The organism is Nocardia arseniciresistens, from assembly GCF_046764875.1.
In the GTDB taxonomy this organism is placed as follows: domain Bacteria; phylum Actinomycetota; class Actinomycetes; order Mycobacteriales; family Mycobacteriaceae; genus Nocardia; species Nocardia arseniciresistens.
In genome coordinates, this window is the sequence record NZ_JBKORD010000013.1 from 82850 (window position 1) to 108368 (window position 25519).

General features: G+C 65.1%; 25 protein-coding genes, 1 other RNA gene and 1 pseudogene. 17 read left to right on the plus strand and 10 right to left on the minus strand.

What is annotated here, in order from left to right:
* Positions 1–105: 105 nt before the first annotated feature.
* The 5 genes and pseudogenes from ACLMAJ_RS23810 to ACLMAJ_RS23830 form a co-directional block, all read right to left on the minus strand.
* Positions 106–536, minus strand: a pseudogene (locus ACLMAJ_RS23810) (cytochrome P450).
* Positions 537–575: 39 nt separating this feature from the next.
* Positions 576–1073, minus strand: coding sequence for an ArsR/SmtB family transcription factor (locus ACLMAJ_RS23815; RefSeq protein WP_412016028.1), 498 nt, complete (start codon positions 1071–1073; stop codon positions 576–578).
* A 146-nt stretch (positions 1074–1219) separates the two neighbouring features.
* Positions 1220–1852: a hypothetical protein gene (locus ACLMAJ_RS23820; protein ID WP_412016029.1), complete on the minus strand. Its 633-nt coding sequence runs from the start codon at positions 1850–1852 to the stop codon at positions 1220–1222.
* Between the two features lie 467 nt (positions 1853–2319).
* On the minus strand, positions 2320–3549 hold the full coding sequence (locus tag ACLMAJ_RS23825) for an acyl-CoA dehydrogenase family protein (protein ID WP_412016030.1): 1230 nt from the start codon (positions 3547–3549) through the stop codon (positions 2320–2322).
* A 33-nt stretch (positions 3550–3582) separates the two neighbouring features.
* Positions 3583–4977 (minus strand): acyl-CoA dehydrogenase family protein, encoded by a 1395-nt coding sequence (locus tag ACLMAJ_RS23830; protein WP_412016031.1) that lies wholly within the window; start codon positions 4975–4977, stop codon positions 3583–3585.
* A 129-nt stretch (positions 4978–5106) separates the two neighbouring features.
* Here ACLMAJ_RS23830 and ACLMAJ_RS23835 point away from each other — a divergent pair, with 129 nt between their 5' ends.
* Positions 5107–6624: a glycosyltransferase family 39 protein gene (locus ACLMAJ_RS23835; RefSeq protein WP_412016032.1), complete on the plus strand. Its 1518-nt coding sequence runs from the start codon at positions 5107–5109 to the stop codon at positions 6622–6624.
* Positions 6625–6677: 53 nt separating this feature from the next.
* Positions 6678–7193 carry a GNAT family N-acetyltransferase gene (locus ACLMAJ_RS23840; protein ID WP_412016033.1) on the plus strand — a complete coding sequence of 172 codons (516 nt, stop codon included), beginning with the start codon at positions 6678–6680 and terminating at the stop codon, positions 7191–7193.
* 22 nt (positions 7194–7215) lie between these two features.
* On the opposite strand, the gene hisN is transcribed toward ACLMAJ_RS23840, so the two are convergent.
* Together hisN and ACLMAJ_RS23850 are read right to left on the minus strand one after the other, a co-directional pair.
* Positions 7216–8004 (minus strand): histidinol-phosphatase, encoded by a 789-nt coding sequence (hisN, locus tag ACLMAJ_RS23845; protein WP_412016034.1) that lies wholly within the window; start codon positions 8002–8004, stop codon positions 7216–7218.
* A gap of 165 nt (positions 8005–8169) precedes the next feature.
* Positions 8170–8760, minus strand: a complete 591-nt coding sequence (locus ACLMAJ_RS23850; RefSeq protein WP_412016035.1) for an NADPH-dependent FMN reductase — start codon at positions 8758–8760, stop codon at positions 8170–8172.
* A 152-nt stretch (positions 8761–8912) separates the two neighbouring features.
* On the opposite strand from ACLMAJ_RS23850, the gene ACLMAJ_RS23855 reads away from it, so the two are divergent.
* The 14 genes from ACLMAJ_RS23855 to ACLMAJ_RS23920 all read left to right on the plus strand — a co-directional run bounded on the left by ACLMAJ_RS23855 (position 8913) and on the right by ACLMAJ_RS23920 (position 21899).
* Positions 8913–9770, plus strand: coding sequence for a helix-turn-helix transcriptional regulator (locus tag ACLMAJ_RS23855; protein WP_412016036.1), 858 nt, complete (start codon positions 8913–8915; stop codon positions 9768–9770).
* Between the two features lie 131 nt (positions 9771–9901).
* Positions 9902–11017, plus strand: coding sequence for a peptide chain release factor 2 (gene prfB, locus ACLMAJ_RS23860; protein ID WP_412016037.1), 1116 nt, complete (start codon positions 9902–9904; stop codon positions 11015–11017).
* Entirely contained in the window at positions 11018–11881 is an 864-nt protein-coding gene (locus ACLMAJ_RS23865) for a mechanosensitive ion channel family protein (RefSeq protein WP_412016038.1), read from the plus strand. It begins immediately after the preceding gene.
* Positions 11882–11897: 16 nt separating this feature from the next.
* The gene (locus ACLMAJ_RS23870; protein WP_412016039.1) at positions 11898–12026 is read left to right on the plus strand and encodes a hypothetical protein; all 129 of its coding nucleotides are present in this window, start codon (positions 11898–11900) and stop codon (positions 12024–12026) included.
* 94 nt (positions 12027–12120) lie between these two features.
* Positions 12121–12801, plus strand: a complete 681-nt coding sequence (gene ftsE / locus ACLMAJ_RS23875) for a cell division ATP-binding protein FtsE (protein WP_412016197.1) — start codon at positions 12121–12123, stop codon at positions 12799–12801.
* Entirely contained in the window at positions 12801–13706 is a 906-nt protein-coding gene (gene ftsX, locus ACLMAJ_RS23880; RefSeq protein WP_412016040.1) for a permease-like cell division protein FtsX, read from the plus strand. Before ftsE ends, ftsX begins: the two co-directional genes overlap by 1 nt.
* A 249-nt stretch (positions 13707–13955) precedes the next feature.
* Positions 13956–15800 carry a DNA helicase RecQ gene (recQ, locus tag ACLMAJ_RS23885; RefSeq protein ID WP_412016198.1) on the plus strand — a complete coding sequence of 615 codons (1845 nt, stop codon included), beginning with the start codon at positions 13956–13958 and terminating at the stop codon, positions 15798–15800.
* Between the two features lie 232 nt (positions 15801–16032).
* The gene (phoA, locus tag ACLMAJ_RS23890) at positions 16033–17517 is read left to right on the plus strand and encodes an alkaline phosphatase (RefSeq protein ID WP_412016041.1); all 1485 of its coding nucleotides are present in this window, start codon (positions 16033–16035) and stop codon (positions 17515–17517) included.
* Positions 17518–17567: 50 nt separating this feature from the next.
* Complete coding sequence (locus ACLMAJ_RS23895; protein WP_412016042.1) at positions 17568–18647, plus strand: metallophosphoesterase; 1080 nt, start codon at positions 17568–17570, stop codon at positions 18645–18647.
* A gap of 67 nt (positions 18648–18714) precedes the next feature.
* Positions 18715–18951: a WLR motif membrane protein gene (locus ACLMAJ_RS23900; RefSeq protein WP_412016043.1), complete on the plus strand. Its 237-nt coding sequence runs from the start codon at positions 18715–18717 to the stop codon at positions 18949–18951.
* 67 nt (positions 18952–19018) lie between these two features.
* Positions 19019–19492: an SsrA-binding protein SmpB gene (gene smpB / locus ACLMAJ_RS23905; RefSeq protein ID WP_412016044.1), complete on the plus strand. Its 474-nt coding sequence runs from the start codon at positions 19019–19021 to the stop codon at positions 19490–19492.
* Complete coding sequence (locus tag ACLMAJ_RS23910) at positions 19489–20352, plus strand: EamA family transporter (protein ID WP_412016045.1); 864 nt, start codon at positions 19489–19491, stop codon at positions 20350–20352. Before smpB ends, ACLMAJ_RS23910 begins: the two co-directional genes overlap by 4 nt.
* 79 nt (positions 20353–20431) lie before the next feature.
* Positions 20432–20804, plus strand: a transfer-messenger RNA (tmRNA) gene (ssrA, locus tag ACLMAJ_RS23915).
* A 222-nt stretch (positions 20805–21026) separates the two neighbouring features.
* Positions 21027–21899, plus strand: coding sequence for an SDR family oxidoreductase (locus ACLMAJ_RS23920; RefSeq protein ID WP_412016046.1), 873 nt, complete (start codon positions 21027–21029; stop codon positions 21897–21899).
* 125 nt (positions 21900–22024) lie between these two features.
* Here the strand turns inward: ACLMAJ_RS23920 and ACLMAJ_RS23925 are convergent, their stop codons facing one another.
* The 3 genes from ACLMAJ_RS23925 to ACLMAJ_RS23935 all read right to left on the minus strand — a co-directional run bounded on the left by ACLMAJ_RS23925 (position 22025) and on the right by ACLMAJ_RS23935 (position 24968).
* On the minus strand, positions 22025–22723 hold the full coding sequence (locus tag ACLMAJ_RS23925) for a hypothetical protein (RefSeq protein ID WP_412016047.1): 699 nt from the start codon (positions 22721–22723) through the stop codon (positions 22025–22027).
* A gap of 312 nt (positions 22724–23035) precedes the next feature.
* A complete protein-coding gene (locus ACLMAJ_RS23930; RefSeq protein ID WP_412016048.1) occupies positions 23036–24175 on the minus strand; it encodes an alpha/beta hydrolase in 1140 nt (379 codons plus the stop codon).
* 169 nt (positions 24176–24344) lie between these two features.
* The gene (locus ACLMAJ_RS23935; protein WP_412016049.1) at positions 24345–24968 is read right to left on the minus strand and encodes a TetR/AcrR family transcriptional regulator; all 624 of its coding nucleotides are present in this window, start codon (positions 24966–24968) and stop codon (positions 24345–24347) included.
* A 118-nt stretch (positions 24969–25086) separates the two neighbouring features.
* Here ACLMAJ_RS23935 and ACLMAJ_RS23940 point away from each other — a divergent pair, with 118 nt between their 5' ends.
* Entirely contained in the window at positions 25087–25476 is a 390-nt protein-coding gene (locus ACLMAJ_RS23940; RefSeq protein ID WP_412016050.1) for an ester cyclase, read from the plus strand.
* Positions 25477–25519: the final 43 nt, after the last annotated feature.

Here is a 25519-nt window from a genome sequence, read left to right on the forward strand (position 1 = left end):
GTGTATACCCGCTCACCGTATCAGCGAGAGTGTGACAGATCACAACAGTCGATAAACCGATAGTCCGTGGTCCAGCTGTGGTGCGAGCCATTCTCGCAACGGCTGCTAATGGTCGGCGAGGATCCGTGTGGTGTCCGAGATCGTCATCGGCAACCCGAAGCGCGGCCGTAGCGAGATAAGCGAGTAGTCGTCGACCGGGTGATCGGTTGTGGGGTGAGCCGGAAACGCCGGGCGATCATCGCTACCGCCATCTGGGGTGTGCGAGCTGATGAAGACGGTGCTGCCCTTCCGGATGTGGTGGACGCCGATCTCCATGTCGCGCATGGGTTCTCGCGGAAACATCGGGATCGGTGGGTGTAGGCGTAATGCCTCGGCGACGACTCGGCGGGGGTAGGGGAGTCGAGGAAGGTCCGCGGGATTCGGTCGCCGAGTACATCATTCAGTTCCGCGGTCGGTCGCTCGAATACGGCTGGGTGCCGCGCGATTTCGTGCAGGGTCCAGGACAGGCCGCAGCCAGTGGTTTCGTGTCCGGCCAGTTCGCCGCTCGCGCAACCGCCGGACCCGGAATGTCGTCGTCAGCGCCGTGCGCTGGCCAGCGCGACAAGCAGCGGAACAACCCGACTCTCCGGTACTTCGAAACGTCCACGGCCCGCCGTATGCAACCAGCCGACGGCGGCCAGCTGGCGTAGGTGGTGATACACCTGTCCTGAGGTGCCGACACCTTCGAGACCGACGAGCTCGGCCGCGGTCCTGCGGCCACCCATGACCTCACGCAACAGCCGTAGTCGGACCGGATTGCCCAGCGCGGCGAGGCATTCGGCGGCTTCGGACCAGTCGTCCTCGATGATCTCGCCGGTGGTGAACCGCGCTTGCCATCCGTAGTGCTCATCGGTGGGTAGCCGGACCGACCCGGCGAAGAGCACCCCGCCATTGGGCTCATCGGCCTCGACGAAATCCTCCTGCAGCCGCTGCACCGCCCACTTCTCCGGCGATACGTCCTCGCGGCGGCTTCCGCCTGCCTCCAGCGCGCCGAGCCGCCGCTCGAGCTCCGCAACCCGCTCCTCTAAGCCCACGCCACAAAATTACGGAACTGTGTAATCCCAGACAAGAGGACATCGGCCGCCCTCGTCCCGCCCGGGTGAATTGGCCGTGTAATCGACAAGAGCCGATGCGAATCCAGGACGGACTCGTATCGGCTCTCGAGGATGTGCTGCGCCGATCAGTTGTAGACGGCCCCGAAGGACGGGACGGAGATGGTGCTGAGCTGGTACTGGAAACCGTCGGGGTTCGCGTCGCTCACCGGGACCGCCCAGCGGTGCCACAGGTTGCCGTACACCGCGGCCACGACCATGCCACCGCCGGTGTCGAGTGCTCGGCTGCGAATGGTGGTGTCGACGGGGACGTCGTTGTGCTCGGAGAGCAACTCGGTGCCGCTACGGCCGTTGGAAAGGTTGATCCAGAGCGCCTCGAGCTTGGCTCCGCCCTGGTTCGGCGCGATCGTGCCGGGGCCGCCGAAGAATCCGAAACGGAACCCGTCGACGCCAAGTGCGATGCCGGACCCACCCACACCCGGGCCGCCACCGCGCCCGATATCTGTTTGCGCCGGAACCTGGAATGGTTGCGCGGGCAATGCCACCTGGCCGGCCGTGGCGACCTGACCGGAGGCCAGCAGCCGATCCAAAGCCTGTTCGGCCGCGGGGTTGCCGCCGGCGGCGACCCGCAGCTTCTGCACCGCGACGGTCCAGTCGATTTCCGTTTGATCGGCCGCGGCCTGACCTGCGAATACCACGGCTACCGCGGTTGTCGCCGCGAGTGCGGCGGTAAAGCGACGTATCAAACCCAGCTTGTGCATAACCAGTCTCCTCGATGGGGTTCTTGGTAAAGCGGTCTGTTCGATCGACGGGGCTCAGAGGAATTCCGGGAGAATTCGGCCGCCCAGGAGCGGATCGATCGTAAACTGAATTTCTCGTTCGCGTGTGAATTGTCGCGGCTCCCGCGGAGAAACTCCACGGCTAAAGGCGATTTCAGTTACGTGAATACATAGGGGGGTGACTTCACTCTGCACAACCGGGACAGCGGCGAATACTTCGAGCTGGTCGGTGGGCAAAGGCCGCGCGCAATCGCACGAACACCAGGGCAAACCCTATGCCGAGAGCAGGGCGACGACGACTCCCACCTGGTGATGCCGCCGGGCGCGTCGGGCCGTTTCGGCTGTGCCGCTGGCCCGGATCTCATGATCTTCGACTGACAAAAGAAACCGATACGAGCCACAACATGGACTCGCACCGGTTTTCCGTTGCCGCACTTACTACATCAGCGTCACTTGAGCTCAGCGCTGGTCTTGCCGAGTACCCGGCGAGCCACGATCAGCTGCTGGATCTGCTGGGTGCCCTCGAAAATATCGAGGATCTTCGAGTCGCGGCCCCACTTTTCGAGCAGGGTGCGCTGGGAATAGCCGATGGCGCCCGCGAGTTCGACGGCCTTGAGCGTGACGTCGGTGCCGGTGCGGCCCGCCTTGGCCTTGGACATGGAGGCTTCCAGGGAGTTCGGCTTCTTGTTGTCGGCCATCCACGCGGCGCGCAGCGACAGCAGGTAGGCGGACTCGTAATCGGCCTCCATGCGCAGGAATTCGGCGGCCGCGGCGTGCTGGTTGTTGGCGGGGGTGTCGTAGGAGATCTCGACACCGGCGTCGGTCAGGATCGTGCGCAGCTCCTCGAGTGCGGCGCGTGCGACGCCGACAGCCATGGCGGCCACCATGGGGCGGGTGTTGTCGAAGGTCTGCATGACCCCGGCAAAGCCCTTCTCCACGTTGACTTCCGGGCTACCGAGGATGTTGTCAGCGGGGATCCGGCAGTCCTGCAACAGCAGCACAGCGGTATCGGAGGCCTTGATGCCGAGCTTGTGCTCGAGCCGGGCCACCGAAAGACCGGGAGCGTCACGGGGCACGACGAACGACTTGATCGCGGCGCGGCCGAGGCTCTTGTCGACCGATGCCCACACCACGATATGGGTGGAGCGCTGACCCGCGGTGACGAAGATCTTCTCGCCGTTGAGTACCCATTCGTCGCCGTCGAGGACGGCGGTGGTGGTGACGGCGGCGGAGTCGGAGCCGAAGGACGGCTCGGTGATGGCCATCGAGGCCCACACCTTGCCGAAGCGCTCGAGCTGCTCGTCGGTCGCCACGGCCGCGATGGCCGCGTTGCCGAGGCCCTGGTAGGGGATCGAGAGCATGAGGCCGACGTCGCCCCACGAGGTTTCCAGAGCGTTCAGCAGTGCGGACATGTTGCCGCCGTTACTATTTCCGAGCAGCTCGGTGGCGTGGTTGTCGGACTCGCTGGTGTCCGAACGACCACCGGCCGCACCACCGATCTTCTGGGTGCCGGAGTCGGCGAGGCCCTCGACCATGGCGGCCATGGCGTCCAGCTCTACCGGGTAGTCGTGCTCGCCGAGGTCGTACTTGCGCGAGATCGGGCGGAAGATCTCCTGAGCCACCTGGTGGGCCTGGTTGGCGCTGGCCCGGAGCTTCTTGGGGAGTTCGAGATTGATCATGGAATGTCTCCTGGAAGTAAGGAACCAGCCGGTTTAGATGAGCACGACACCTTCGGCGATGCCGATGGCCCGCAGATCGCGGTACCAGCGCTCGACCGGGTGTTCCTTCGTGAAGCCGTGGCCACCGAGCAGTTGCACGCCGTCCAGGCCGATCTGCATGCCCTTGTCGGTGGCAAGCTTTCTGGCCAGCGCCGCCTCGCGGGCGTACGACAGGCCCTGCTCCGCGCGTGACGCGCCCCGCAGAGTCACCAGGCGTAGACCATCGAGTTCGATGGCGATATTGGCGACCATGAAGGCGACCGCCTGGCGGTGGCTGATCGGCTCGCCGAACGCCTCACGCTCGTTCACATACGGGATCACGTAGTCCAGCACGGCCTGGCCGGTGCCGATGGCCAGCGACGCCCAGCCGAGACGGGCGAGACGGACCGCGTCCGCGTACTCGGCGGCGCGCTGCTCGGCATCGCCGTCGCCGAGGATGGCGTCGGTACCGACCGCGACATTGTCGAGGATCAGGCGGCCGAGGCCGGCGGCGCGCAGACCCATGCTCGGGTCGGCCTCCACGACAAGACCCTGGGTGTCGGACGGCACGATGAACAGGGCCGGGCGACCGTCGAGCTCGGCGGCGACGAGGAATAGCTCGGCGTCCGCCGCTGCGGGCACCAGGCTCTTCACGCCGTTGAGGCGGTAGCCGCTCGGGGAGCGAGTTGCCTTGGTCTGCAATGCGAACGGGTCGAACAGGGCGCGGGGCTCGCTGATCACGACCGAGGCCTGCGGCACGCTTTCGCTGGTGAAGGCGGGCAGGTAGGTCTTCTGCTGCGCGTCGGTGCCCCACTGGGAGAGGGCGACCGCGACGCCGCTCGGTGCGAGGATCGGCAGGGCAAGGCCCATGTCACCATGCGCGAGGGCCTCGGCGACCAGCGAGTTGGTGACCGCGCCACGCTCGGAGGCCGCGCCTTCGAGCTCCTCGGGCACGTTGATCAGGGTGATGCCGAGTTCGGCGGCCCGCTCGAGCAGGTCGCGCGGCGCCTTCGCGGCACCGTCGGCTTCGTAGGCGGCCGGGCGCAGGATCTCGGCGGCGAATTCCCGCACCGTCTCGACGATCATCTGCTGCTCGTCGCTGGGGGTGAGGTCGAAGAAGTCCTTGTTCTTCGACTCGTTGTCCGCCAACCGTTTCGGTGCGCCGTTGCCCGCGACCTTGGCGAAGGCGCGAGTTGCCGCGCCGAGGGTGCGGAAACCGGTCTTGGTGCCTTCGTAGGTGACTCGCTCGATCGGCTTGCGCAGGTTGTACTTCTCGGCGAGCTCCGACCCGGTGAGGGTCGTCATGATCCGCATGGCCGCGCCCATCCAGTCCCGCTTGGGGTGGTTCAGGCCAACAGCGGACGTGTCTGGACGTCGCTTCGTTGCGCTGTCTCGAGTGCTCATCATCACCTGTTTTCTCGGGTGGGTGGGGTGAGGTCTTGTCCCGGCTATCTTACTCCTGAGTAGTACTATCTTACTCCAGAGTAAGAACTGCGTCGAGGTGCAGCATACGCCGCCGTTATGTGTCAGGCTGGGCAAGTGCCCACCGCCGCGGTGCGACAGGTGCCTGCTGTCGCGGTGCGACAGCTGACCATCGTCGCGGGTCTGTTCGCCGCCCTCCTTGTCGCTTTCGCTGTGCGCTACGGCTATCACCGGGATGAGCTGTACTTTCTGGCCGCGGGCAGACATCTCGACTGGGGATACCCGGATCAGCCGCCGCTGACACCGCTGCTCGCTCGCGCGATGTCGGCAATCGATCCTGACTCGTTATTGCTGTTACGTCTTCCGTCGATCTCGGTGGCGACCTTCATCGTGATCTGTGCGGGTTTGATGGCGCGTGAATTCGGTGGAGGGTGCGGTGCGCAGGCACTCGCGGCGGCGTCGGTGGCCAGCGCGGCATTGGTGGTGGGTACTGGCCACCTGCTCACGACCACCACTTTCGATGTGGCCGCATGGTCGCTGGTGTGTCTGCTGGTGCTGAAGCTCGTGGGTGACCCCGCCGATGGCCGCCCGCCCGGCGGTGCGTGTCGGCCGGGCGGTGCGGACCCCAGATGGTGGCTCGGCATCGGGCTCGTTGTCGGCATCGGGTTGCAGAACAAACTGTTGCTGATCTTCCCCGTCGGTGCACTGCTGCTGGCACTGGTTCTGATCGGGCCGCGAAAGATCCTCGCTACCAAGTACTTTCCGATGGCGGTCGCTCTCGCCGTGCTGATCTGGTTGCCCTATCTCTGGTGGCAGGCCGAGAATGATTGGCCGCAATGGGAAATGAGCCGGGCGATCGCGGGTGGCTCATCGGGCACCTCGGATTCGCCCGCGATGTTCGTGCTGCTGCAATTCGGGCTGATGGGGCCATTGTTGGTGCCGCTGTGGGCGTTCGGCCTGTGGCGACTATGGCGCGAGGCTCGATATCGTGCCTTCGCACTCGGGTACGCGCTGATGTTCGTGGTGTTCGCCCTTACCGGCGGCAAGGCGTACTACATGGGCGGGATGTATCCGATTCTGCTTGCCGCCGCCGCGGTGCCGGTTGCCAGGTGGTTCGGTACTCGGCGAATGTGGTGGGCGGCAGTGAGTTCGGCGCTCGTGGTGAACGCCTTCGTCTCGGCGGTGTTGTTCCTGCCGGTGTTGCCGGTCTCGGTGTTGCGGGACTCACCGGTGCTCGCCATCGATTACGACGCGGGCGAAACCATCGGCTGGCCGGAATTCGTGCGCCAGATCGCAGACGTGCGTGGCAACCTCGGCCCCGATGTCGCCATTCTTACCGCCAATTCCGGGGAGGCGGGCGCCATCGAGCGCTTCGGCGGACAGTACGGGCTGCCGAGGCCGCACAGCGGGAGCAACGCTTACTGGTGGTGGGGTCCGCCGAACGCCGCCGCCGTGGTCGCCGTCGGTTTCGACCGTGACCAGCTGGTCCGCTTATTCCGTTCGGTCGAACCAGCAGGGCGAATCGACAATGGCCTCGGTATCGACAACGACGAACAAGGTCAGCCGATCTTCCGCTGCCGCGAACCGCGCGCGGCCTGGTCGCAATCGTGGCCGCAGCTCAAACGGCTCGGCTGACATCTGGACCGGGTCATATGCTGATCGGCGAATCGACACACCTGAGGAGGATCGTGCCGGAATCAGCTCCCATGGTCACGGCGACTTCTGCTGACGCGGACGACATTGTGCGACTACGCGATCGGCTCGCCGAGTGGATGGTCGGCAACGGTATCGCGCAATGGTTACCCGGCGAATACCCCGCCGCGACGGTGACCGAAGAGACGACGCGGGGCGAATGGTTCGTCTGGCGCGAGACCGAGACCGACCTGACCGCCGCGGTACGGATCGTCTGGCGGGACCCGGACTTCTGGGGTGCGGATGACGCCGAAGCCGGGTATATCCACGGGCTGATGGTCGCCCCGGAGTACCGCGGGCGTGATCTCGGCTCCCGCGTCATCCAGTTCTGCGCCGACTACACCCTTGCCAAGGGCGTCACGGTGCAACGCCTTGACACCGCCGCGAACAACTCGGTGCTGCGCAAGTACTACGCCGCACAGGGTTTCGTCGAGGTGCGAGAAACGCGATTGCCGCCACAGTTCCACGGCACCGAAAACGTGGTCCTCATGGAGAAGCCGCTCGCGGGGTGAGCACGGGTCTCCGGGACGCAGGTCAGTCGGCGCCGAGGCGGGAGAGCACCTCATCGTGGAGCAGGCCGTTGGTGGCGATGGCGTCGCCGCCGTGCGGACCGGAGTCACCGTTGAGCGCGGTGAAGCGGCCGCCCGCCTCCCGAACGAGGATGTCGAGAGCGGCCAGATCCCACAGGGAGACCTCGGGTTCGGTGGCGATATCCACCGCGCCCTCGGCGAGCAGGCAGTAGGTGAGGAAGTCGCCGTAGCCGCGGACTCGCCATACGTCATCGGTGAGGGCGAGGAAGTGCTCGCGCAGACCGCGTTCGCGCCAACCCGACAGGCTGGAGAACGCCAGGCTCGCCGAACGCAGCTCGGCCACCGCGGACACCGAAAGTTGTTTCGGCGCATCCTTATCGACGGCGGCCCAAGCGCCGGAGCCCGCCGCCGCCCACCACCGGCGGGCCAGCGCGGGAGCGCTCACCACACCGACCACGGGCACGCCGTCTTCGAGTAGCGAGATGAGCGTGGCCCAGATCGGCACCCGCCGCACGAAATTCTTGGTGCCGTCGATGGGGTCGATCACCCACTGCCGTCCGGTGAACTCCACATCCCCGCCGAACTCCTCGCCGAGCACCGAATCACCGGGCCGCTGCTGTCCGAGCGTCTGCCTGATCGCCTTCTCCACCGCCAGATCGGCATCCGAGACCGGTGTCAGATCAGGCTTCGAATCGACCTGCAGATCCAGCGCACCGAAGCGCGCTCGAGTGATCGCATCGGCCTCATCGGCCAGCCGCAGGGCAAGTTCGAGATCTGAAGAATGAGCAGCCACCCCCGAACCCTATCGACCGTCCGCCACCGGCCCGACCGGCAGCCTCACCATGATCTGCCACTTGTGGGCGGGACAGTGGTGGGTAAGCGTGCGGCACATGCAGAAGTGGACCAGGTGATGTGTCACATTCCACGGCAATCGACGCGCAATGTGGGTCGCTGGCGCCTACATCGCTGGGGCAAGTGAGCGGGCGGCGGTGAGGGCGGTTGCCCACCAATGCAATTGGTCGAGCATGGCCTGGGCGGCGGCCGCGGGCTCCTCGGGTTCCATGAGGTTTCCTTCGGCGTCGAAGAGCAGGTAATAGCGGGGGAAGGAGACGTAGTTGCGGACGGTGTGGGCGTTGAGTTCGTTGAATACCTGGCGCAGGCCCTCGATCGCGAGCAGGCCGCCGCTTGCGCCGCTGTAGCCGACGAAACCGATGGTTTTGGCGTCCCACTGGGTGAAGTGCCAGTCGATGGCGGCCTTCAGTGACGCGGGGAAGCTGCGGTTGTAGTCGGGGGTGACGATGACGAACGCGTCGGCCTCGCCCAGCCGCCGGGTGAGGTCGGTCATCCCGGCTGGTCGCTGCGGGTTCGGGTCCATGGCGGGGGAGACCGAGGGCAGCGCCAGCGGCAGGTCGAATTCCGCAAGGTCGATCACATCGACCTCGAAGCCGCCGTGCCGGACGGCGTGATCGGTGAACCAGGAGGTCACCACAGGGGCGAAGCGTCCCTCCCGGACGCTGCCGACGATGACCGCGAGCTTCAGTGTTGACATGGCATTTCTCCTTCGCAGGAAGCGTCGCGACGACCGGGTCCGGCCGTCGCGTGTCCCAATCTGCTGCTTGCCGCGGCCACCAGGAAGACCGCACGGAGAGTGGTAGTGGCAGGGTCACCCTCGCGGCGGCCGACGCTTGTACCGTTCGAAGAGTGAGCGACAACGAGTTGGGCTTGTTCCTGCGCACCCGGCGCGAGGCGGTAACCCCGGCCGAGGTCGGACTGCCGACCGGCGCACGCCGCAGGACTCCCGGACTGCGTCGCTCCGAGCTGGCCACCCTGGCAGGGGTGAGCATCGAATACATCACCCGGCTCGAGCAGGGGCGCGATCGCCGTCCCTCGCCGCCGGTGCTCGGCGCACTCGCCGACGCGCTGCAACTGGCGCCGAGTGAGCGCGTGCATCTGCACCGGTTGACCAAGGCCGCCGACGCCGGATTCAGCTGCATGGGCGGCGCACAGCTGCTGCGCGAGGTGCGACCAACCGTCCGCGCCGTCCTCGACCGCTTGGAGCCCGCGCCCGCGGTGGTGGTCAATCGACTGCGCGAAGCGCTCGCCTGGACCGAAGGCTACGAACGTCTGATGGCGCCGACCGGACTGCTCGACAACGACGGCTGGGTGAATCTCGCCCTGTTCGTCTTCACCGATCCGCGTGCCCGCACGGCCTACCCGGACTGGGAACATGTGGCCGACGAAGTGGTGGCTGCCCTCAAGCAGGGCCCGTTCCGAGCCGACCCACACATCGCGGTACTGATCGACGAGCTCACCGTCGCCGCGGGCGCGGAGTTCACCCGACGCGTCGAGACCGTGCCGAGCCTCGCGGCCGCGACCGGTGTCACCCGCCTGGCGCATCCCGAAGCGGGCAACCTGCGGCTGTCCTACGAGACCCTCGAGCTGTCCGCCGACGACGACCAGCAATTGATCGTCTACCTGCCCGCCGACGAGCCGACCGCGCATGCCCTCGATGCGCTGGCGGGTCGCCGCCCCGGCGGATTGCGCGCGATATCCAGCTGACCGCGCGACCGGCCCGATGCGGTGTGAACACGCCACCGAACCCGGCCGCGCAACGATCGCGGGCCCGCGACGTACTCGGTGGCCCCGCTGGGGTTAGGGGCAGGCCGACCAGCACAGTAGGCTAGGTCATCGTGCATCCTGACGTCTCCGCTGATCTCGCCGAACTCGACGCCACCCTCAAGACGGTCGAGTCGGTCCTCGACATCGAGGAGCTGCGCCGTCGTATCGACGAGCTGGAACACCAGGCCGCCGATCCGGACCTGTGGAACGACCAGGACCACGCGCAACAGGTCACCAGCGAGCTTTCGCACGCGCAGAGCGAATTGCGTCGCGTCGGGGACCTGCGCCAGCGGCTGGAAGATCTGCCGGTGCTGTACGAACTCGCCGAGGGCGAGGAAGGTGAGGCGCAGGTTTCCGCGCTCGCCGACGCCGACACCGAACGTGCCGCACTGCACGGTGACGTGGAGGCGCTGGAGGTCCGCACGCTGCTGTCGGGCGAATACGACAAGCGCGACGCGCTGGTCAACATCCGATCCGGCGCGGGCGGCGTCGACGCCGCGGACTGGGCCGAGATGCTGATGCGCATGTACATCCGCTGGGCGGACCGGCACAAGTACTCCGTCGAGGTGTACGACACCTCCTACGCCGAAGAAGCGGGCATCAAGAGCGCCACCTTCGCGGTGAAGTCGCCCTACGCCTACGGCACCCTTTCGGTGGAGATGGGCACACATCGGCTCGTGCGCATCAGCCCCTTCGACAACCAGGGCCGCCGCCAGACCTCCTTCGCCGAGGTCGAGGTGCTTCCTGTGGTCGAGACCACCGATCACATCGAGATCCCGGAAGGCGAGATCCGCGTCGATGTGTACCGCTCGTCCGGCCCCGGCGGCCAGAGCGTCAACACCACCGACTCCGCGGTGCGGCTGACACACATCCCGACCGGCATCGTCGTCACCTGTCAGAACGAGAAATCCCAACTGCAGAACAAGATTTCGGCGATGCGGGTGCTACAGGCCAAGCTGCTCGAACGCAAGCGGCAGGAGGAGCGTGCCCAGATGGACGCGCTGAAGACCAACGAGGGCGCGTCCTGGGGCAACCAGATGCGCTCCTACGTGCTGCACCCCTACCAGATGGTCAAGGATCTGCGGACCAACTACGAAGTCAATAACCCGTCTGCTGTGCTCGACGGCGACATCGATGGTTTCATCGAATCCGGAATCCGCTGGCGAATGCGAGAGCAGGCTAACTAAATGAATGTCGCGGGGATACAGGCGTTTGCCTCATCCACCGATTTCACGACCTGGCTGCGTTCTTCGGGCCTCGAGATCGTGCTCTATCTCATGGGCGCGGTGCTGTTCAGCCGGTTCGCGACCTTCGTAAGGGATCGGATAACCCGCAAGATCGATGCCGGATTCCGCAGCAGCGATGCGCTGGTGCGGACCGAAGCCGCCAAACATCGGCACGCGTTGGCGCAGGTGGTCACCTGGGTAGTGCTGACCATCGTGTATGTGCTGGTCGGTATCGAGGTGTTGCGGCGCATGGGGTTCGCTGTGACCGGACTCGTCGCACCCGCCGCGGTGTTAGGTGCCGCACTCGGTTTCGGCGCGCAACGCATCGTGCAGGACATTCTGGCGGGGTTCTTCCTGATCACCGAGCGCCAGTACGGCTTCGGTGACGTGGTTCGCATCGCGGTGACTGGATCCGCGGAGCAGGCCGAGGGTACGGTCGAGGACGTCACGCTACGGATCACCACATTGCGTAACGCGGACGGTGAGGTAATCATCGTGCCCAACGGCCAGATCGTGAAAGTCACGAATCTGTCGAAGGATTGGGCGCGCGCCGCGATCGACGTGCCGGTGGCCGCGAGCGCGGACATCACCAGGGTCAACGAGATCCTGCATGCGGTCGGTACACAGGCGTACGAAGACGCTCGGCTGCGGCCGCTACTACTCGATGAGCCGAGCGTGATGGGTGTCGAAGCCCTGACGGTCGACCAGATGAACATCCGAATGGTTGCCCGCACATTGCCAGGTAAACAATTCGAAGTCGGTCGCGAACTGCGGGTGCGAGTAGCCGCGGCGTTGCGCCGGGAGGGTATCAGTGAGACCTCGTAGATCTACGGCGATCCTGATGGGAACCTGGGTTGTCACATTTGTGCTGTATCTGTTCGTCAAGCCGGATAACTCGATTCCCGCCGGATCGAACCCCACCTTGAACTCCGTTCCGGTAGCTGTGAATCCGGCGGTATCCAACCCGTGAGGCACGTCTACCAACGGCGCATATGCGCCACGGCGGGCCCTCGACCTCGCGGTAGTCACCCGGCTGCTGGTTACACTGGCTCCCCGTGATCACCATGCGGAACGTCACCAAGTCGTATAAGACCTCGACGCGACCCGCGCTGGACAACGTCACGGTAGATGTGGACAAGGGCGAATTCGTCTTCATCATCGGACCGTCCGGTTCCGGCAAGTCGACCTTTATGCGCCTACTGCTCAAAGAGGAGGCACCCACCTCCGGCGAGATACAGGTCGCGGACTTCCGGGTCGACCGGCTGCCGGGACGGCGGGTGCCGAAGTTGCGTCAGCGCATCGGTTGCGTGTTCCAGGACTTCCGGCTGTTGCAGCAGAAGACCGTCCAGCAGAATGTCGCGTTCGCGCTGGAGGTGATCGGTAAGCGTCAACAGTTCATCGACAGGACGGTCCCCGAGGTGCTCGATATGGTCGGTCTCGGTGGTAAGGCCGATCGACTCCCCAGCGAGCTCTCCGGTGGTGAGCAGCAGCGCGTCGCGATCGCGAGGGCGTTCGTGAACCACCCGCTCGTGCTGCTCGCCGACGAGCCGACCGGTAACCTCGATCCCGACACCAGCGGCGACATCATGCTGCTGCTGGAGCGGATCAACCGCACCGGCACCACGGTGGTGATGGCCACCCACGACAACCACATCGTCGATGCGATGCGCAGGCGGGTGGTCGAGCTCGATCGAGGCCGCCTTGTGCGCGACGACGCGACCGGTGTGTACGGGGTGGGCCGGTAATGCGATTCGGATTCCTGTTCGGCGAGGTCTTCACCGGTCTGCGCCGCAACGTCACGATGACCATCGCGATGATCCTCACCACCGCGGTGTCGCTCACTATGTTGGGCGGCGGTCTGCTGGCGGTACGCATCGCCGACAAGACCGAGAACTACTTCCTGGACCGAGTCGAGATTCGGCTCTATCTCACCGATGACATCTCCGCGGCTGACCTCGAGTGCTCCAAGGAGCCGTGTCAATCGCTGATGTCCGATCTGAAGAAGACCGGGGGCGTGGTGTCGGTCCAGTTCGTCAATAGCGAGGAGGCGACGAAGGAAGCCACCGAGGTGACCTTCAAGGGCCAGCCCGAGATGCTCGACATGATCAAGGACACCAAGTTTCCCGCGTCGCTGCGCGTGAAGACGACCGACGCGGACCAGTACCAGCAGATCTTCCCGACCTTCGATACCAGGCCGGGGGTGAAGCAGGTCCGAAACGACAAGGAGCTCGTCGACCGGCTGGTCAGCATCTTCGACGGGCTGCGCAACGCGGCATTCGGCCTTGCGCTGGTGATGGCGCTCGCGGCGCTGATGCTGATCGCGAACATGGTGCAGATCGCCGCGTTCACCCGCCGTGAGGAGGTGGGGATCATGCGGCTGGTCGGCGCGACTCGCTGGTACACACAGCTGCCGTTCCTGCTGGAAGCGGTAGTCGCGGCGATCATCGGTTCGGTGCTCGCGATCTTCGGCCTGCTCGTCGCGCGGCCGATGGTGATCGATCGGGCTTTGGGTCAGCTGTTCGACAGCAATGTCTTTCCGCAGGTCACCGGCGACGACATCGCGGTGATCGCGCTGACCATCGCGCCGATCGGTGTGGTCTTCGCCGCTATCACCGCCTATGCGACATTGCGCTACTACGTCCGCGAATAGCCCGAGATGCTGCGAACGCCGGGACCTGGGGCTGCCCTTGGGTCTCGGCGTTTCGCGTAATGACTCAGCGGGACTTGCGAATGCCGAGATTTGTTATGCACATGTGGAGTACTTGCCGTGCGACCCCCGTCCAGGGGCGGTGTAAGGGTTTGTCCCCCGGACGGCGCTCGTAGGATGGGCCGGGTGGACTTCTCCGATGCTGCAGCGGCTGGCTCTTTCGAGCGACCTGCAAGCAGTCGCTACGGACAGCTGACCGACAGCGAACCCGGCCCTGAAACCGGTGCGGCGCAACAGGTCTTACGTCGCGTATTCGGCTACGACAGCTTCCGCGGTGATCAGCGGGAGATCGTGGAGCACGTGGTCGGCGGCGGGGATGCCCTGGTGCTGATGCCGACCGGCGGCGGTAAATCGCTGTGCTATCAGGTGCCCGCGCTGGTACGTCCCGGCGTCGGAGTGGTGGTGTCGCCGCTGATCGCCCTGATGCAGGACCAGGTGGACGCACTGAGCGCGCTCGGTGTGCGGGCCGGGTTCCTCAATTCCACACAGTTCCCGGACGAGCGGCGCACGGTGGAGGCCCAGTTCGTCGCGGGCGAGCTGGACATGTTGTACCTGGCGCCCGAGCGCCTGCGGCTCGAGTCGACCGTGAACCTGCTCGGTCGGGGCAAGATCGCGCTGTTCGCCATCGATGAAGCGCATTGCGTCTCGCAGTGGGGCCACGACTTCCGGCCGGACTACCTCGGCCTGTCGATGCTGCACGAGCGCTGGCCGGATGTGCCGCGTATCGCGCTGACCGCGACCGCGACCGACAAGACTCGCGACGAGATCATTCAGCGCCTCGAACTCGGTGCCGCCAGGCGCTTCGTCGCCAGCTTCGACCGGCCGAATATCCAGTACCGGATCGAGCCCAAGAACAAGCCGGATCGCCAGCTGCTGGAGTTCATCAAGGCCGAGCACGCCGGTGACGCGGGCATCGTCTACTGCCTGTCGCGCAATTCGGTGGAGAAGACCGCGGCATTCCTCAATGAGAACGGGATCAGTGCCGTCCCCTATCACGCAGGGCTCGATGCGCGGACTCGCGCGAAGAACCAATCGCGGTTCCTCCGCGAGGATGGGCTCATCGTCGTCGCCACGATTGCTTTCGGCATGGGTATCGACAAGCCGGATGTGCGGTTCGTCGCCCACTTGGATCTCCCGAAATCGGTCGAGGGCTACTACCAGGAGACCGGTCGCGCGGGCCGCGACGGGCTGCCGTCGACGGCCTGGATGGTGTACGGGCTCAGTGATGTTGTGCAGCAACGTAAGTTGATCGACGCCTCGGAGGGTGACGCCGCCCATCGCAGGCTGCTGCAATTGCATCTCGACTCGATGCTCGCGCTGTGCGAAACCGTGGAGTGCCGCCGCACGCAGCTGCTTGCCTACTTCGGCCAACCCGGTCAGGTGTGCGGCAATTGCGACACCTGCCTGACACCGCCGCAGACCTGGGACGGCACGGTCGCCGCGCAGAAGGTGCTGTCCACGGTGCTGCGCTTGAAACGCGAACGTGGTCAGAGCTTCGGTGCTGGCCACATCGTCGACATCCTGATCGGCAAGAAGAATCCCAAGGTGGTGCAGCACGATCATCACGAGCTCAAGGTCTTCGGTGTCGGCACGGAGCTGCGCGACGTCGAATGGCGTGGAGTGGTGCGACAACTGCTGGCCCAGGGTCTGCTGACCGTGCACGGCGACTACGGCGTGATGACTCTCACCGAGGCGAGCGAGGGCGTGCTGTTCGACAGCAGGCAGGTGTTGCTGCGCAAGGAGCCCGAGCGCGCCACCCCGGCCCGCGCCGCCAGGTCGGCGAAATCGGCCAAGACTCCGCCCGTCGATCTGGCGCCCTCGGATGTCGGTCTTTTCGAGAAGCTGCGTGAATGGCGCGCGGCGACCTCGAAGGAACAGGGCGTACCCGCCTACGTCGTCTTCCACGACGCCACACTGCGGGAGATCACCGGACGTAAGCCGACGAGCCTGTCCGAGTTGGGCACGGTCGCCGGTGTCGGCGAGAACAAGCTTGCCAAGTATGGGGAACAGGTGCTGGAGGTGTTGGCGGGAGAGTGACATTCTGCACGTGATGGAAGTCTGTGCGTGCCGCGTGTTCACTGTTCGGACCATCCGAAAGTGGCTGTACTGCTGAATATTTGGGCTATCCGCCATGCCGGGGCGGGTAGTCGCGGAACCGAGTGGTCGATTGTCGAGTAACCGGCTGGTTGCCGACTGTGCTCTTTTCGTTCAGACGACATCGTCAAGCTCGGTGCGTCCGAGGTATCTACGAACACAATGGAGTTCGCTCATGCCCGCAGTCTCGTCGCGTTCCACACCTCGCCGGCTCCGAGTCTTCGCCACCATCGGCGCCGCCGTTCTCGTCGGCGCACTGGTCGCTTGCGGGTCCTCCGACTCCACGCGACAGGGCAACGGTGAGCTCATCAGCCCCGATGCCAAGGGCGACATCAGCCAGAACGGTGGCGCCCGCCGGACCACCGGCGACCGCACCGACGCGCTGCGCGCCTCGCTCAACGGCAACCAGGCCAAGAACGTCATCCTGTTGATCGGTGACGGAATGGGCGATTCGGAAATCACGGTGGCGCGTGACGTCGCCGAGGGCGCGGGCGGCTACTTCAAGGGTATCGACGCGCTGCCGCTCACCGGCTCCTACACCCACTACTCCCTCGACAAGGCCACCGGAAAGCCCGACTACGTCACCGATTCCGCCGCGAGCGGCAGCGCATGGGCGACCGGAACCAAGACCTACAACGGTGCCATCAGCGTCGACCTCCACGGCGCCGCGCAGGCCAACCTGCTCGAGATCGCGAAGGCCAACGGCAAGGCCACCGGCAACGTAACCACCGCGGAGCTCCAGGATGCCACGCCCGCCGTGCTCGGTGCGCACGTCACCGACCGCAAGTGCTACGGCCCCGAGGAAACCGCGCTGAAGTGCCCGACCAACGCGCTGGAGAAGGGCGGTCTCGGCTCGATCAGCGAGCAGCTGCTCAACACCCGCGCCGACATCACCCTCGGTGGCGGCGCCAAGAGCTTCGAGCAGAAGGCCGCGGCGGGACAGTGGCAGGGACAGACGCTGCGCGACCAAGCCAAGGCACGCGGCTACAACCTCGTTACCGACCGCTCCGGTCTGGACGCGGTATCGAAGGCCGATCAGGACGCGCCACTGCTCGGGCTCTTCGCCTCGGGCAATATGCCGGTCCGCTGGGACGGCGCGAAGGCCGTGCGCGACGGGCTGAACCTGCCCGCCCAGACCTGCCACCCGAGCGCCGACCGGCCCGCGACGCAGCCCGATCTCGCGGGTATGACCCGCAAGGCGATCGACCTGCTGAAGGAGCGCAAGGACGGCTTCTTCCTCCAGGTGGAGGGAGCGTCGATCGATAAGCAGGACCATGCCGCCAACCCCTGTGGGCAGGTCGGTGAGACCGTCGATCTGGACGAGGCAGTGCAGGCGGCACTCGAATTCGCCGAGAACGACGGCAATACCCTGGTGATCGTCACCGCCGACCACGCGCACAGCAGCCAGATCGTCCCGCTCGATACCAAGTCGGCCTCGCTGACCAGCAAGGTCGTCACCAAGGACGGCGCGGAGATCGGCATCTCCTACGGAAACGGTGAAGAAGGCGGTTCCCAGGAGCACACCGGCACTCAGCTGCGTGTCGCCGCCTACGGCCCGCACGCCGCGAACGTTGTCGGGCTCACCGACCAAACCGATATGTTCTTCACCATCTCCGATGCGCTCGGCCTCGACCGGAAGAAGGCGACGATCGGTAAATGACGCCTCGAGCTACCGGAGCATCGAGTGTGAATGACGTTGGAGGACATCGCGTGACGGACGACAGCACGATCGGGCGGCGTGGCTTTCTGGCAGGGGCGGCAACCGCCGCGGCCGGGGTTTCGCTGATCGGTCTGTCACCCGCCGATGCGGTGCCGGTCGAGCCGAGTGTGTCCAAGTTCGCCTTTCCGGCCGACCGCAGCGTGCGCGTGCTCGTCACCGGCGATGCGGGCACCGGCACCCGCAACCAGTGGGCCGTCGCCGACGGCATGCGCGAACACCATCGCCGCCAACCGTTTTCGCTGGCACTCGGGCTCGGCGACAATATCTACGAGAGCGGCCCGGACAGCGGCGTCGATGCGCAGTTCGCGGACAAGTTCGAAAACCCCAATGCCGGACTGGATTTCCCGTGGTTGATGGTGCTCGGTAACCACGACAACAGCTCGGTCTTCGGTGGTGACGGCGGTTGGCTGCTGCGCGGCAACAACGAGGTCGAGTACCACGCGCATTCCGCACGCTGGTGGATGCCGAGCCGCTACTACTCGGTGCGGTTACCCGAGGAGAACCCGGTGGTCGAGTTCTTCGTGCTCGATATCAATCCGCTGGCCGCCTACATCCCGCCGCTGTTCGACCCGTACTGGGCGGTCGACGGCCAGTTCATGAACGAGCAGCGCGCCTGGCTCGATCGTGCCATCGCCGAATCCCCCGCGAAGTGGAAGATCGCCTGCACCCATCACCCCTACCTCAACAACGGCCCGCATGGCGACGCCGGACGCTATGAGGGGCTTGCCATCGAGCCGCTGAACGGCGTCCATGCCAAGCGGTTCTTCGAGGATCACGTCCTCGGCAAGTGTCATTTCATCCTGTCCGGACACGACCACTCGCTACAGGTGCTCGAGCCGACCCCGGAATCGAAGGGCACCCGGCAGATCGTCTCCGGCGCAGCCGCCAAAACAGTAGGAGCAGAGCCGAAGCTGAGCAAGGGCGGCACCAACGCCGCCTTGTTCGAGAACTTTCACGAGCTCGGCTTCATGGTCATGGAGCTCACCGAGAGCACAGTCGAACTGAAGGTCGCCACCGTCGACCTGGCCGGCGGCGGCACGGTCGAGGCCTTCGCCCGCCGTCTCGTCTGAGTTCCAACTGCGTTGCGCTGCGTGGTAATTCCGGCGCGGCCCCGATCCGGCGGCTACGGTGCTGCCTATGGCATCCGATGACTCCACGGACGGCGGCTCCAGCGACTACCCGGCCGGCGACCCTGGGGATGTGCCCCCCTATCAGCCGAGCACCCACGACCTCGCTGTCGAATCGGTGTGGCTGAGACATCGACCACCTCCGCTGCGTCGCCACCCCGCGCTTCCGCGTGCCTCCACAATCATGCTGATGGCCGCCTTCGTCGCCGTGCTGCTGCTGTATCTGATGCTGCGACCTGGCGGATAGCCGCCGCGGGCTACCTGGTCGCGACCTGGGAATAATCCCGTTGCGGCGTCACTTTAAGCTTCTTGTCATGAAGGAAAAAGGGCGCAAGGTCATCGCGACCAACCGCCGGGCGCGGCACAACTACACGATCCTGGAAACCTTCGAGGCCGGGATCGCGCTGGTGGGTACCGAGGTCAAGAGCCTGCGCGAGGGCAAGGCCTCGCTGGTGGATGCCTTCGCGACGGTCGACCACGGCGAGGTGTGGCTGCGCGGGCTGCACATTCCGGAGTTCAGCCACGGCACCTGGACCAACCATTCGCCGCGCCGGGTACGTAAATTGCTGCTGCACAAGCGCGAGATCGAGCGACTGGTCGGCAAGTCGCGCGAGGGTAACCAGACGCTGGTCCCGCTGTCGATGTACTTCTCCGACGGCAACGTGAAGGTCGAGCTCGCATTGGCCAAGGGCAAACAGGACTACGACAAGCGGCAGGACCTCGCCAAGCGCGACGCCGAGCGCGAGGTCACCCGCGAGTTGGGACGGCGGATCAAAGGCATGCGGTGACAGCCGTTCTGTTGGCATTGGTCGCTGCCGCCGGTTACGGCGTCAGCGACTTTTTCGGTGGACTGGCGGCACGGCGGGTGACCGCACTGCGGATAGTCGTTGTCTCCTATCCGATTTCGAGCCTGCTGGTGCTTGCCCTCGCCCCGTTGGTCGGCGGCAGTCCGGACCTCGCGTCGATCGGCTGGGGTCTGGCGGCGGGAGTGGCGAGCGGCTTGGCAGTGTGGTGGTTCTACGCCGCCTTGGCGGCCGGTCCGATGGCCGTGGTGTCGCCGTTGACCGCCGTACTGGTCGCCGGCATTCCTGTGCTTGCCGGTCTGGCGATCGGGGAACGCCCGGGTGCGATCGCGTTCGGCGGCGTCGCGCTCGCCCTGCTGGCAGTGGTGCTGATCAGTAAGGAAGCACCGGATGATGCCACCGAGGAGATCACCGGAGGCCGCGAGCTGCGATTCACCCGCAGTGTGGCGCTGTTCACCATCGGATCGGGTGCGGCCTTCGGTTTCGCGTTCTTCTTCCTGCACGAAACCCATGCGAGTGCCGGTCTGTGGCCACTTGTCGCGCAGCGCGGCGCGGCTACCGCCGTGGTGTGGTTGATCGCCGTGGTCGCAGGGGAGTTCCAGACGCTGCACGGCGAACCCCTGCGCTTGGCGGCCTTCGTCGCCGTGCTCGACACCATCGCCAACGCCGCGCTGCTGTACGCGTTCCACGGGTCGATGCTGTCGCTGGTCAGCGTGATCGGCTCGCTCTACCCCGCCGCGACCGTGCTGCTCGCGATGGTCCTGCTCGGCGAACGAGTCGGTCGCATGCAGAAGGTGGGTATGGTGCTCGGCCTTGTCGCGGTCGGCCTCATCGCCGCGAACTGACCACCACGCCCGGATAATGGAATGAACCAGGCGCCACCGAGTGTTAACATGACTAGCCCGACGAGGTGTCGGGACGTACGGGGCTGAACGGTTTCGACTGCGTACGTAGATTTAGGGGAAGCGTGTCGGTGCAGGCAAGAGACCACCGTAAGCGTCGCTGCAACCAATTAAGCGCCGATTCCAATCAGCGCGAGTACGCCCTCGCTGCCTAAGTAGCCAGGTCGTCTCTGCCAGTCCGGGTTCGTCCCTCGACCCGGGTACTGGCATCAGCTAGAGGGAATTACTGTCCGGCTCGGTCACGGAGTCGGATGGGACATCAAACAGTGACTGGGATCGTCATCCGAGCTTGTTCGCGAGACCCGGAGATCCGAGCAGAGACCTAGCGAACTGCACACGGAGAAGCCCTGAAGACGCGGCGGAGGACCCGGGTTCGATTCCCGGCAGCTCCACTCACAAAAGATCCCCAGGTCAATGGCCTGGGGATCTTTTGATGTTATGTCCTTACTCGAACCCTTCGGAACCTGGCAGCAGTCCGCCAACGAGGCAGCCCAGGGCCCGAAGTCCCGTTCAGTCGCGGCCGCACTCGCGCTCGGGCGCTGAACATCCTAGGTACCGCATGAAATAACGAATTCTCGTGATGTGGCGACGTGGGCTTTACCGGAAGTATTCATGTCATGAGCAGCACAGAGATTCGCACCTTCCGCCCGACCGTTCTCGTTACCGGCGCGACCGGCGCCGTCGGCCGCCACCTCGTCACTACCCTCCTTGCCCGCGGCGCCGCCGTCCGTGCCGTGACCCGCAAGCCCGAGGACGCGAACCTGCCCGAGGCGGTCGAAGTTGTCGCGGGCGATCTCGCCGACGCCTCGATTCTCGGCCAGCATGTGTTCGAAGGCGTCGATCGCGCCTTCGTCTTCCCGGCACAGGGCATCGACGTCTTCCTCGACGCGGCCATCGCCGCCGGCGTGCACCGCTTCACGGTCCTGTCCTCGCTGGCCGCGGCGATGGAATTTCCCCGCGACCGCGGCTCGGCAAGCCAGCTGCACCACAGCGCCGTCGAAGCCGCCGTCACCGATCGCACTGACGCGTGGACGATCCTGCGCCCGGGCACTTTCGCCAACAACCTGCTCGAATGGCGGTGGCAGATCAGCTCGGGCGCACCCATCCGCGCACCGTACCTGGCATCCGCGCAAGCACCGGTCCACGAATACGACGTCGCCGAGGCCGTCGCCGAGACGCTGCTGTCCGACGACTACATCGGGCAGATCATCCCGATCACCGGTCCGCAGGCGCTCACCCGCACCGAGCAGGTCGCCACGATCGCCGCCGCAGTCGGACGACAGATCCCACTTATCGAGATCACCCCCGACGAATTCCGTTCCGAGACCGAGCAATTCATCCCCCAGCCGATCATGGAGATGCTGCTCGACTACTGGAGCGACACCCTCGCCGCACCCGACCAGGTACGTCCCGCCACCGCCGTGACCGGCAGGCCAGGACGCACCCTGGCCGAGTGGGCCACCGACCACCGAGCCGACTTCGGCGCCTGACCACGCCACCGATCGTGCGGCCCAGCCACCCAGACCGGGCCGCACGGTGCAGTCATGCCACCGCCCGAAGCCGGTGGTTCCGGTGCACAGGCTGATTCAGCGGATCTCATTGATTGGCTTCGGGCTTACAGGCCGTCGGCGCGAGCTATTTCGAAACAGTCGGCGACGCAGGCCATCTCGCCGCGTAGGTGGGCGAGGATCTGTATTACCGAGGAGCCGGAATTGGCGTACTCCCAGGCGTCTGTCAATGCGGTGGCGGCGCCGGCCGATCTGTCCCGGGTGGCGGGCCAGGATTTGAAAGTTGCGTCGATTGTGTCGACGACCGAGCGATAGCGGTCGAGTGTGTCGGAGGGTGCCACGGATTGCATCAGGCCCACCAGCGCGGTGAGGTAACCGCCGTAGAACTCCGACGGGCAGGTGCGGTCGTAGCGGTTCTGCATCATGGTGTTGTCGTAGACGGCGTAGCCCTGAATTCCGTGGATTTCCTCGTCGGTGCACCAATGGTCCACCCGTACGCCGAAGACCGGGTCCGGGGCACTCATGCCGGGGCGGGATTTCACCGGTGTGGTGGGCGGTGTCCCCTCGTAGCGGCCGCGTCGGTCTTCTACAGTCCAGTCGGTGCCGGACTGGCGACGTACTTCGCGTTGGATGTCGAGCTCGATGCCCGGGGCGCTCACCTCAGCCACCCCCAGATAGCCGGCGGCCATATTGGTGATGTCCCGTTCGGACATGTACGAGGACAATGCTGACTCGAGTGCCCGCTGCACCGCTTCCCGAATGTCCTCTTGGACTCGGGGATCGTGCGGGTCTGGATACACCGACATGCCGACCCTCCTCACTTGGACGGGACAAGCAAACTGAAACCACAATATCGCCGATCGATCGGCCCTCCAAGCTGCCGTCCTCGACCGAGTCCAGACGCCGGCACCACAAAGGTTCGGTCCACGAGGACCGGCCCTTTTATCGTTCTCGTCCCTTCGCTGAAGCAGTTGCGCGCTGTGGGCACGTCCTACGGTCTGGTCGGTGCCGGTCAGGTCGAGGTTGCGCGCCTCAGTGGGGCATGCCCGCTCGGCCGTGGTGACCCGACCTCGCCACCTTGACACTCGGGCACGAGGAGCACCTCGGCGCCTGGCGCGTCAACCGATGTTGGTCTTGATGAGGTCGGCGAGTTCGAGAGCTGCCTCGTGGCACGCGTTCGAGAATCGAGTGAACTGGGGGAACCCGTGGGTCAGATGTGGATTGTGCATGTACGTCAGGTCGTTGCCGGCCTCGGCAAGCTTTTGTGCGTAAGCGAGGCCGACATCGCGTAGCGGGTCGAAGCCGTTGGTAACGAGGATGGTCGGCGGCAGGCTTTCGTGCGACTCGGCATTCAACGGGGTGAGGTAGGGATGGCGGACGTCATCGGTGTTCTTCACCAGATTGCGTACCATCTCGAAGATCCCATTGGACTCCAAATAGAGTCCCGAGCGATTCTCGCTGAACGCCACCGTGTCGCCAGGGAACGCAGCCTCCGGAAACAGCGGAACCTGCAGCGCGAGTTGCGGGCCGTTCTCGTCGCGCAGCTTCAATGCCATGACGCAGGTCATGTTGCCGCCAGCGGAGTCGCCACCCACACCGATTTTATTTGCGTCGACGCCCTGTTCCTCGGCATGGTCGAACAGCCAGCGAACGAAGTATTCGATTTCTTCGATTTGCACCGGGTACTTGGCTTCGGGGGCCAGCTGGTAGTCGATGATGTAGGTGGTGATTCCGGCTCGCTCGGCGATAAGCCGCATCGGCACTTCGAATTCGTCGAGCGTGCCGTAAGTGAAACCCCCGCCGTGGATATAGACCAGTGCACCAGAAGGAGTGCTGGTCGGTGAACTGGGGACGTGACGGCGGACGGTGAGTGAACCATGCGGACCGGGGAGGACCAGTGTGTCTACAGCGCCGATTTCGGGCAATGGACCCACGCCGAGCTGCATGTGGTCACGCCGACCTTGATGGATCGGAACATCGGCGCCAAGGGTCGGTCCGGTGGGCAGCCAATCCTCGAGCTCTTTGTCGAGCGTGCCTCGGCCTACCGTCGGTGGGATGTTCGTACGGTCGTACACCTGTGGTGCTGACTCTGTCATGATTGGAAGCTTTCTACTCGTAATTTTTGTCCCCGCCGCTACCGACGCGGGATCAACGAGCCCACTCTTCATTTTGAACCTCTTCACCGGAATTAGAAGACCATCGTCGCGACCCACGAACATCCGATATTGCCGCGATCCGAGGTCGCTGGCGATATGCATATAGTGCTGCAGCGTGGTAACGAGGTGCCGACGACAACAGCTTCTCGGTCTACGGCTCTGACGGTTCGCTCATTCGAAAGTCTGGCGTGTGCCAGCTAGTCCTCCATCGCTCATGCGGCGTGCATGACCATCTGTCGCGGCTCGTCCGGTGGTTGAGTGCGACTGGTATTCAACGGGATTGGGGTCGAAGCCCGTCGAGGATGATCCTGCCGATATGTGCTGAGCGGGTCGGGCTGGCTTGTGCGTTGGCGTGATGGATTGCGGCGAAGGTGCCGGCAACGAGTGCCATCACCTCGTCGACGGTGATGTCCTCGCGCACTGTGCCGGCTGCGCGTGCACGATCGAGCAGGTTGGCGACATGGCCGGTGAGATTTGCCGCCACCTCTGGCGCGGCGATGCGCAAGTCGAACTCGGCGGCGGTGAGAGCGCTTTTGACCGTGGAGTTCTCGGCACCGTTGGTCATCATGTGCGACAGCAGTGTGAACACCGCGGCGGGGTCGTCGGTGGCGGCCAGTGCGGCTCCCTCGGCCACCAGGTGCTCGAGCTGATCGATCGAAACCGCGAGATACAGCGCTTCTTTGGTGGGAAAGTGCCGATGGACCGTGCCCGGGCCGACGCCGGACTGCCGGGCGATTTCGTCGAGCGAGACGCCGAGTCCCTCCTGGGCGAACAGCCGCTGGGCGGTCTGCAGGACACGCTGGCGATTGCGCCGCGCGTCGGCTCGCAACTCCCGGGTGCTGCCGTGAGTTGCCGGTGAGTCGGTCGGGATGCGCTTGGACGGCTGGTGTGTCATTTCAGCCCTAGCATAACCGGGGCGTCGCCCCGTATGCTCGATCCATAACCGGGGCGCCCCACCGTTTATGGCGCGCCGATCACCATGTTCTGATCGACTACCCGAGGAGGGTGCTCTCGTGACCACAGACAACCCCGGCGCTTTGGTGCGGCGGATGCAGGAGTGCTTCAACACTCGGCAATTCGACCAAGCCGACGAACTGCACACTCCGGACTGCTTCAGCCACGCCTTGGGCACTGCCGGATTCGCGGCGGGGAAAAGCGCCTGGCGCAACCTCGTCGCTCAGTTTCCTGATATACGAGTCGTCGCCGAAGACGTCCTAGTCGACCGCGACAAGGTAGCTGTCCGCTCGTCGATCGAAGGAATCCCGCTCCCAGACGACGGTCAGCAGCCGATGATGATCGAGATCTTTCGCGTCGAAAACGGTCGGATCGCGGAGAACTGGGCGCTGGGCCAGGGCCTGCCATACAGCGCGGAAACCCTGGCAAGCACCCCCGATCAACATTAACGCGACCAGCTCCGGCCCTACATGAACCGGTCTGGCAGGTACC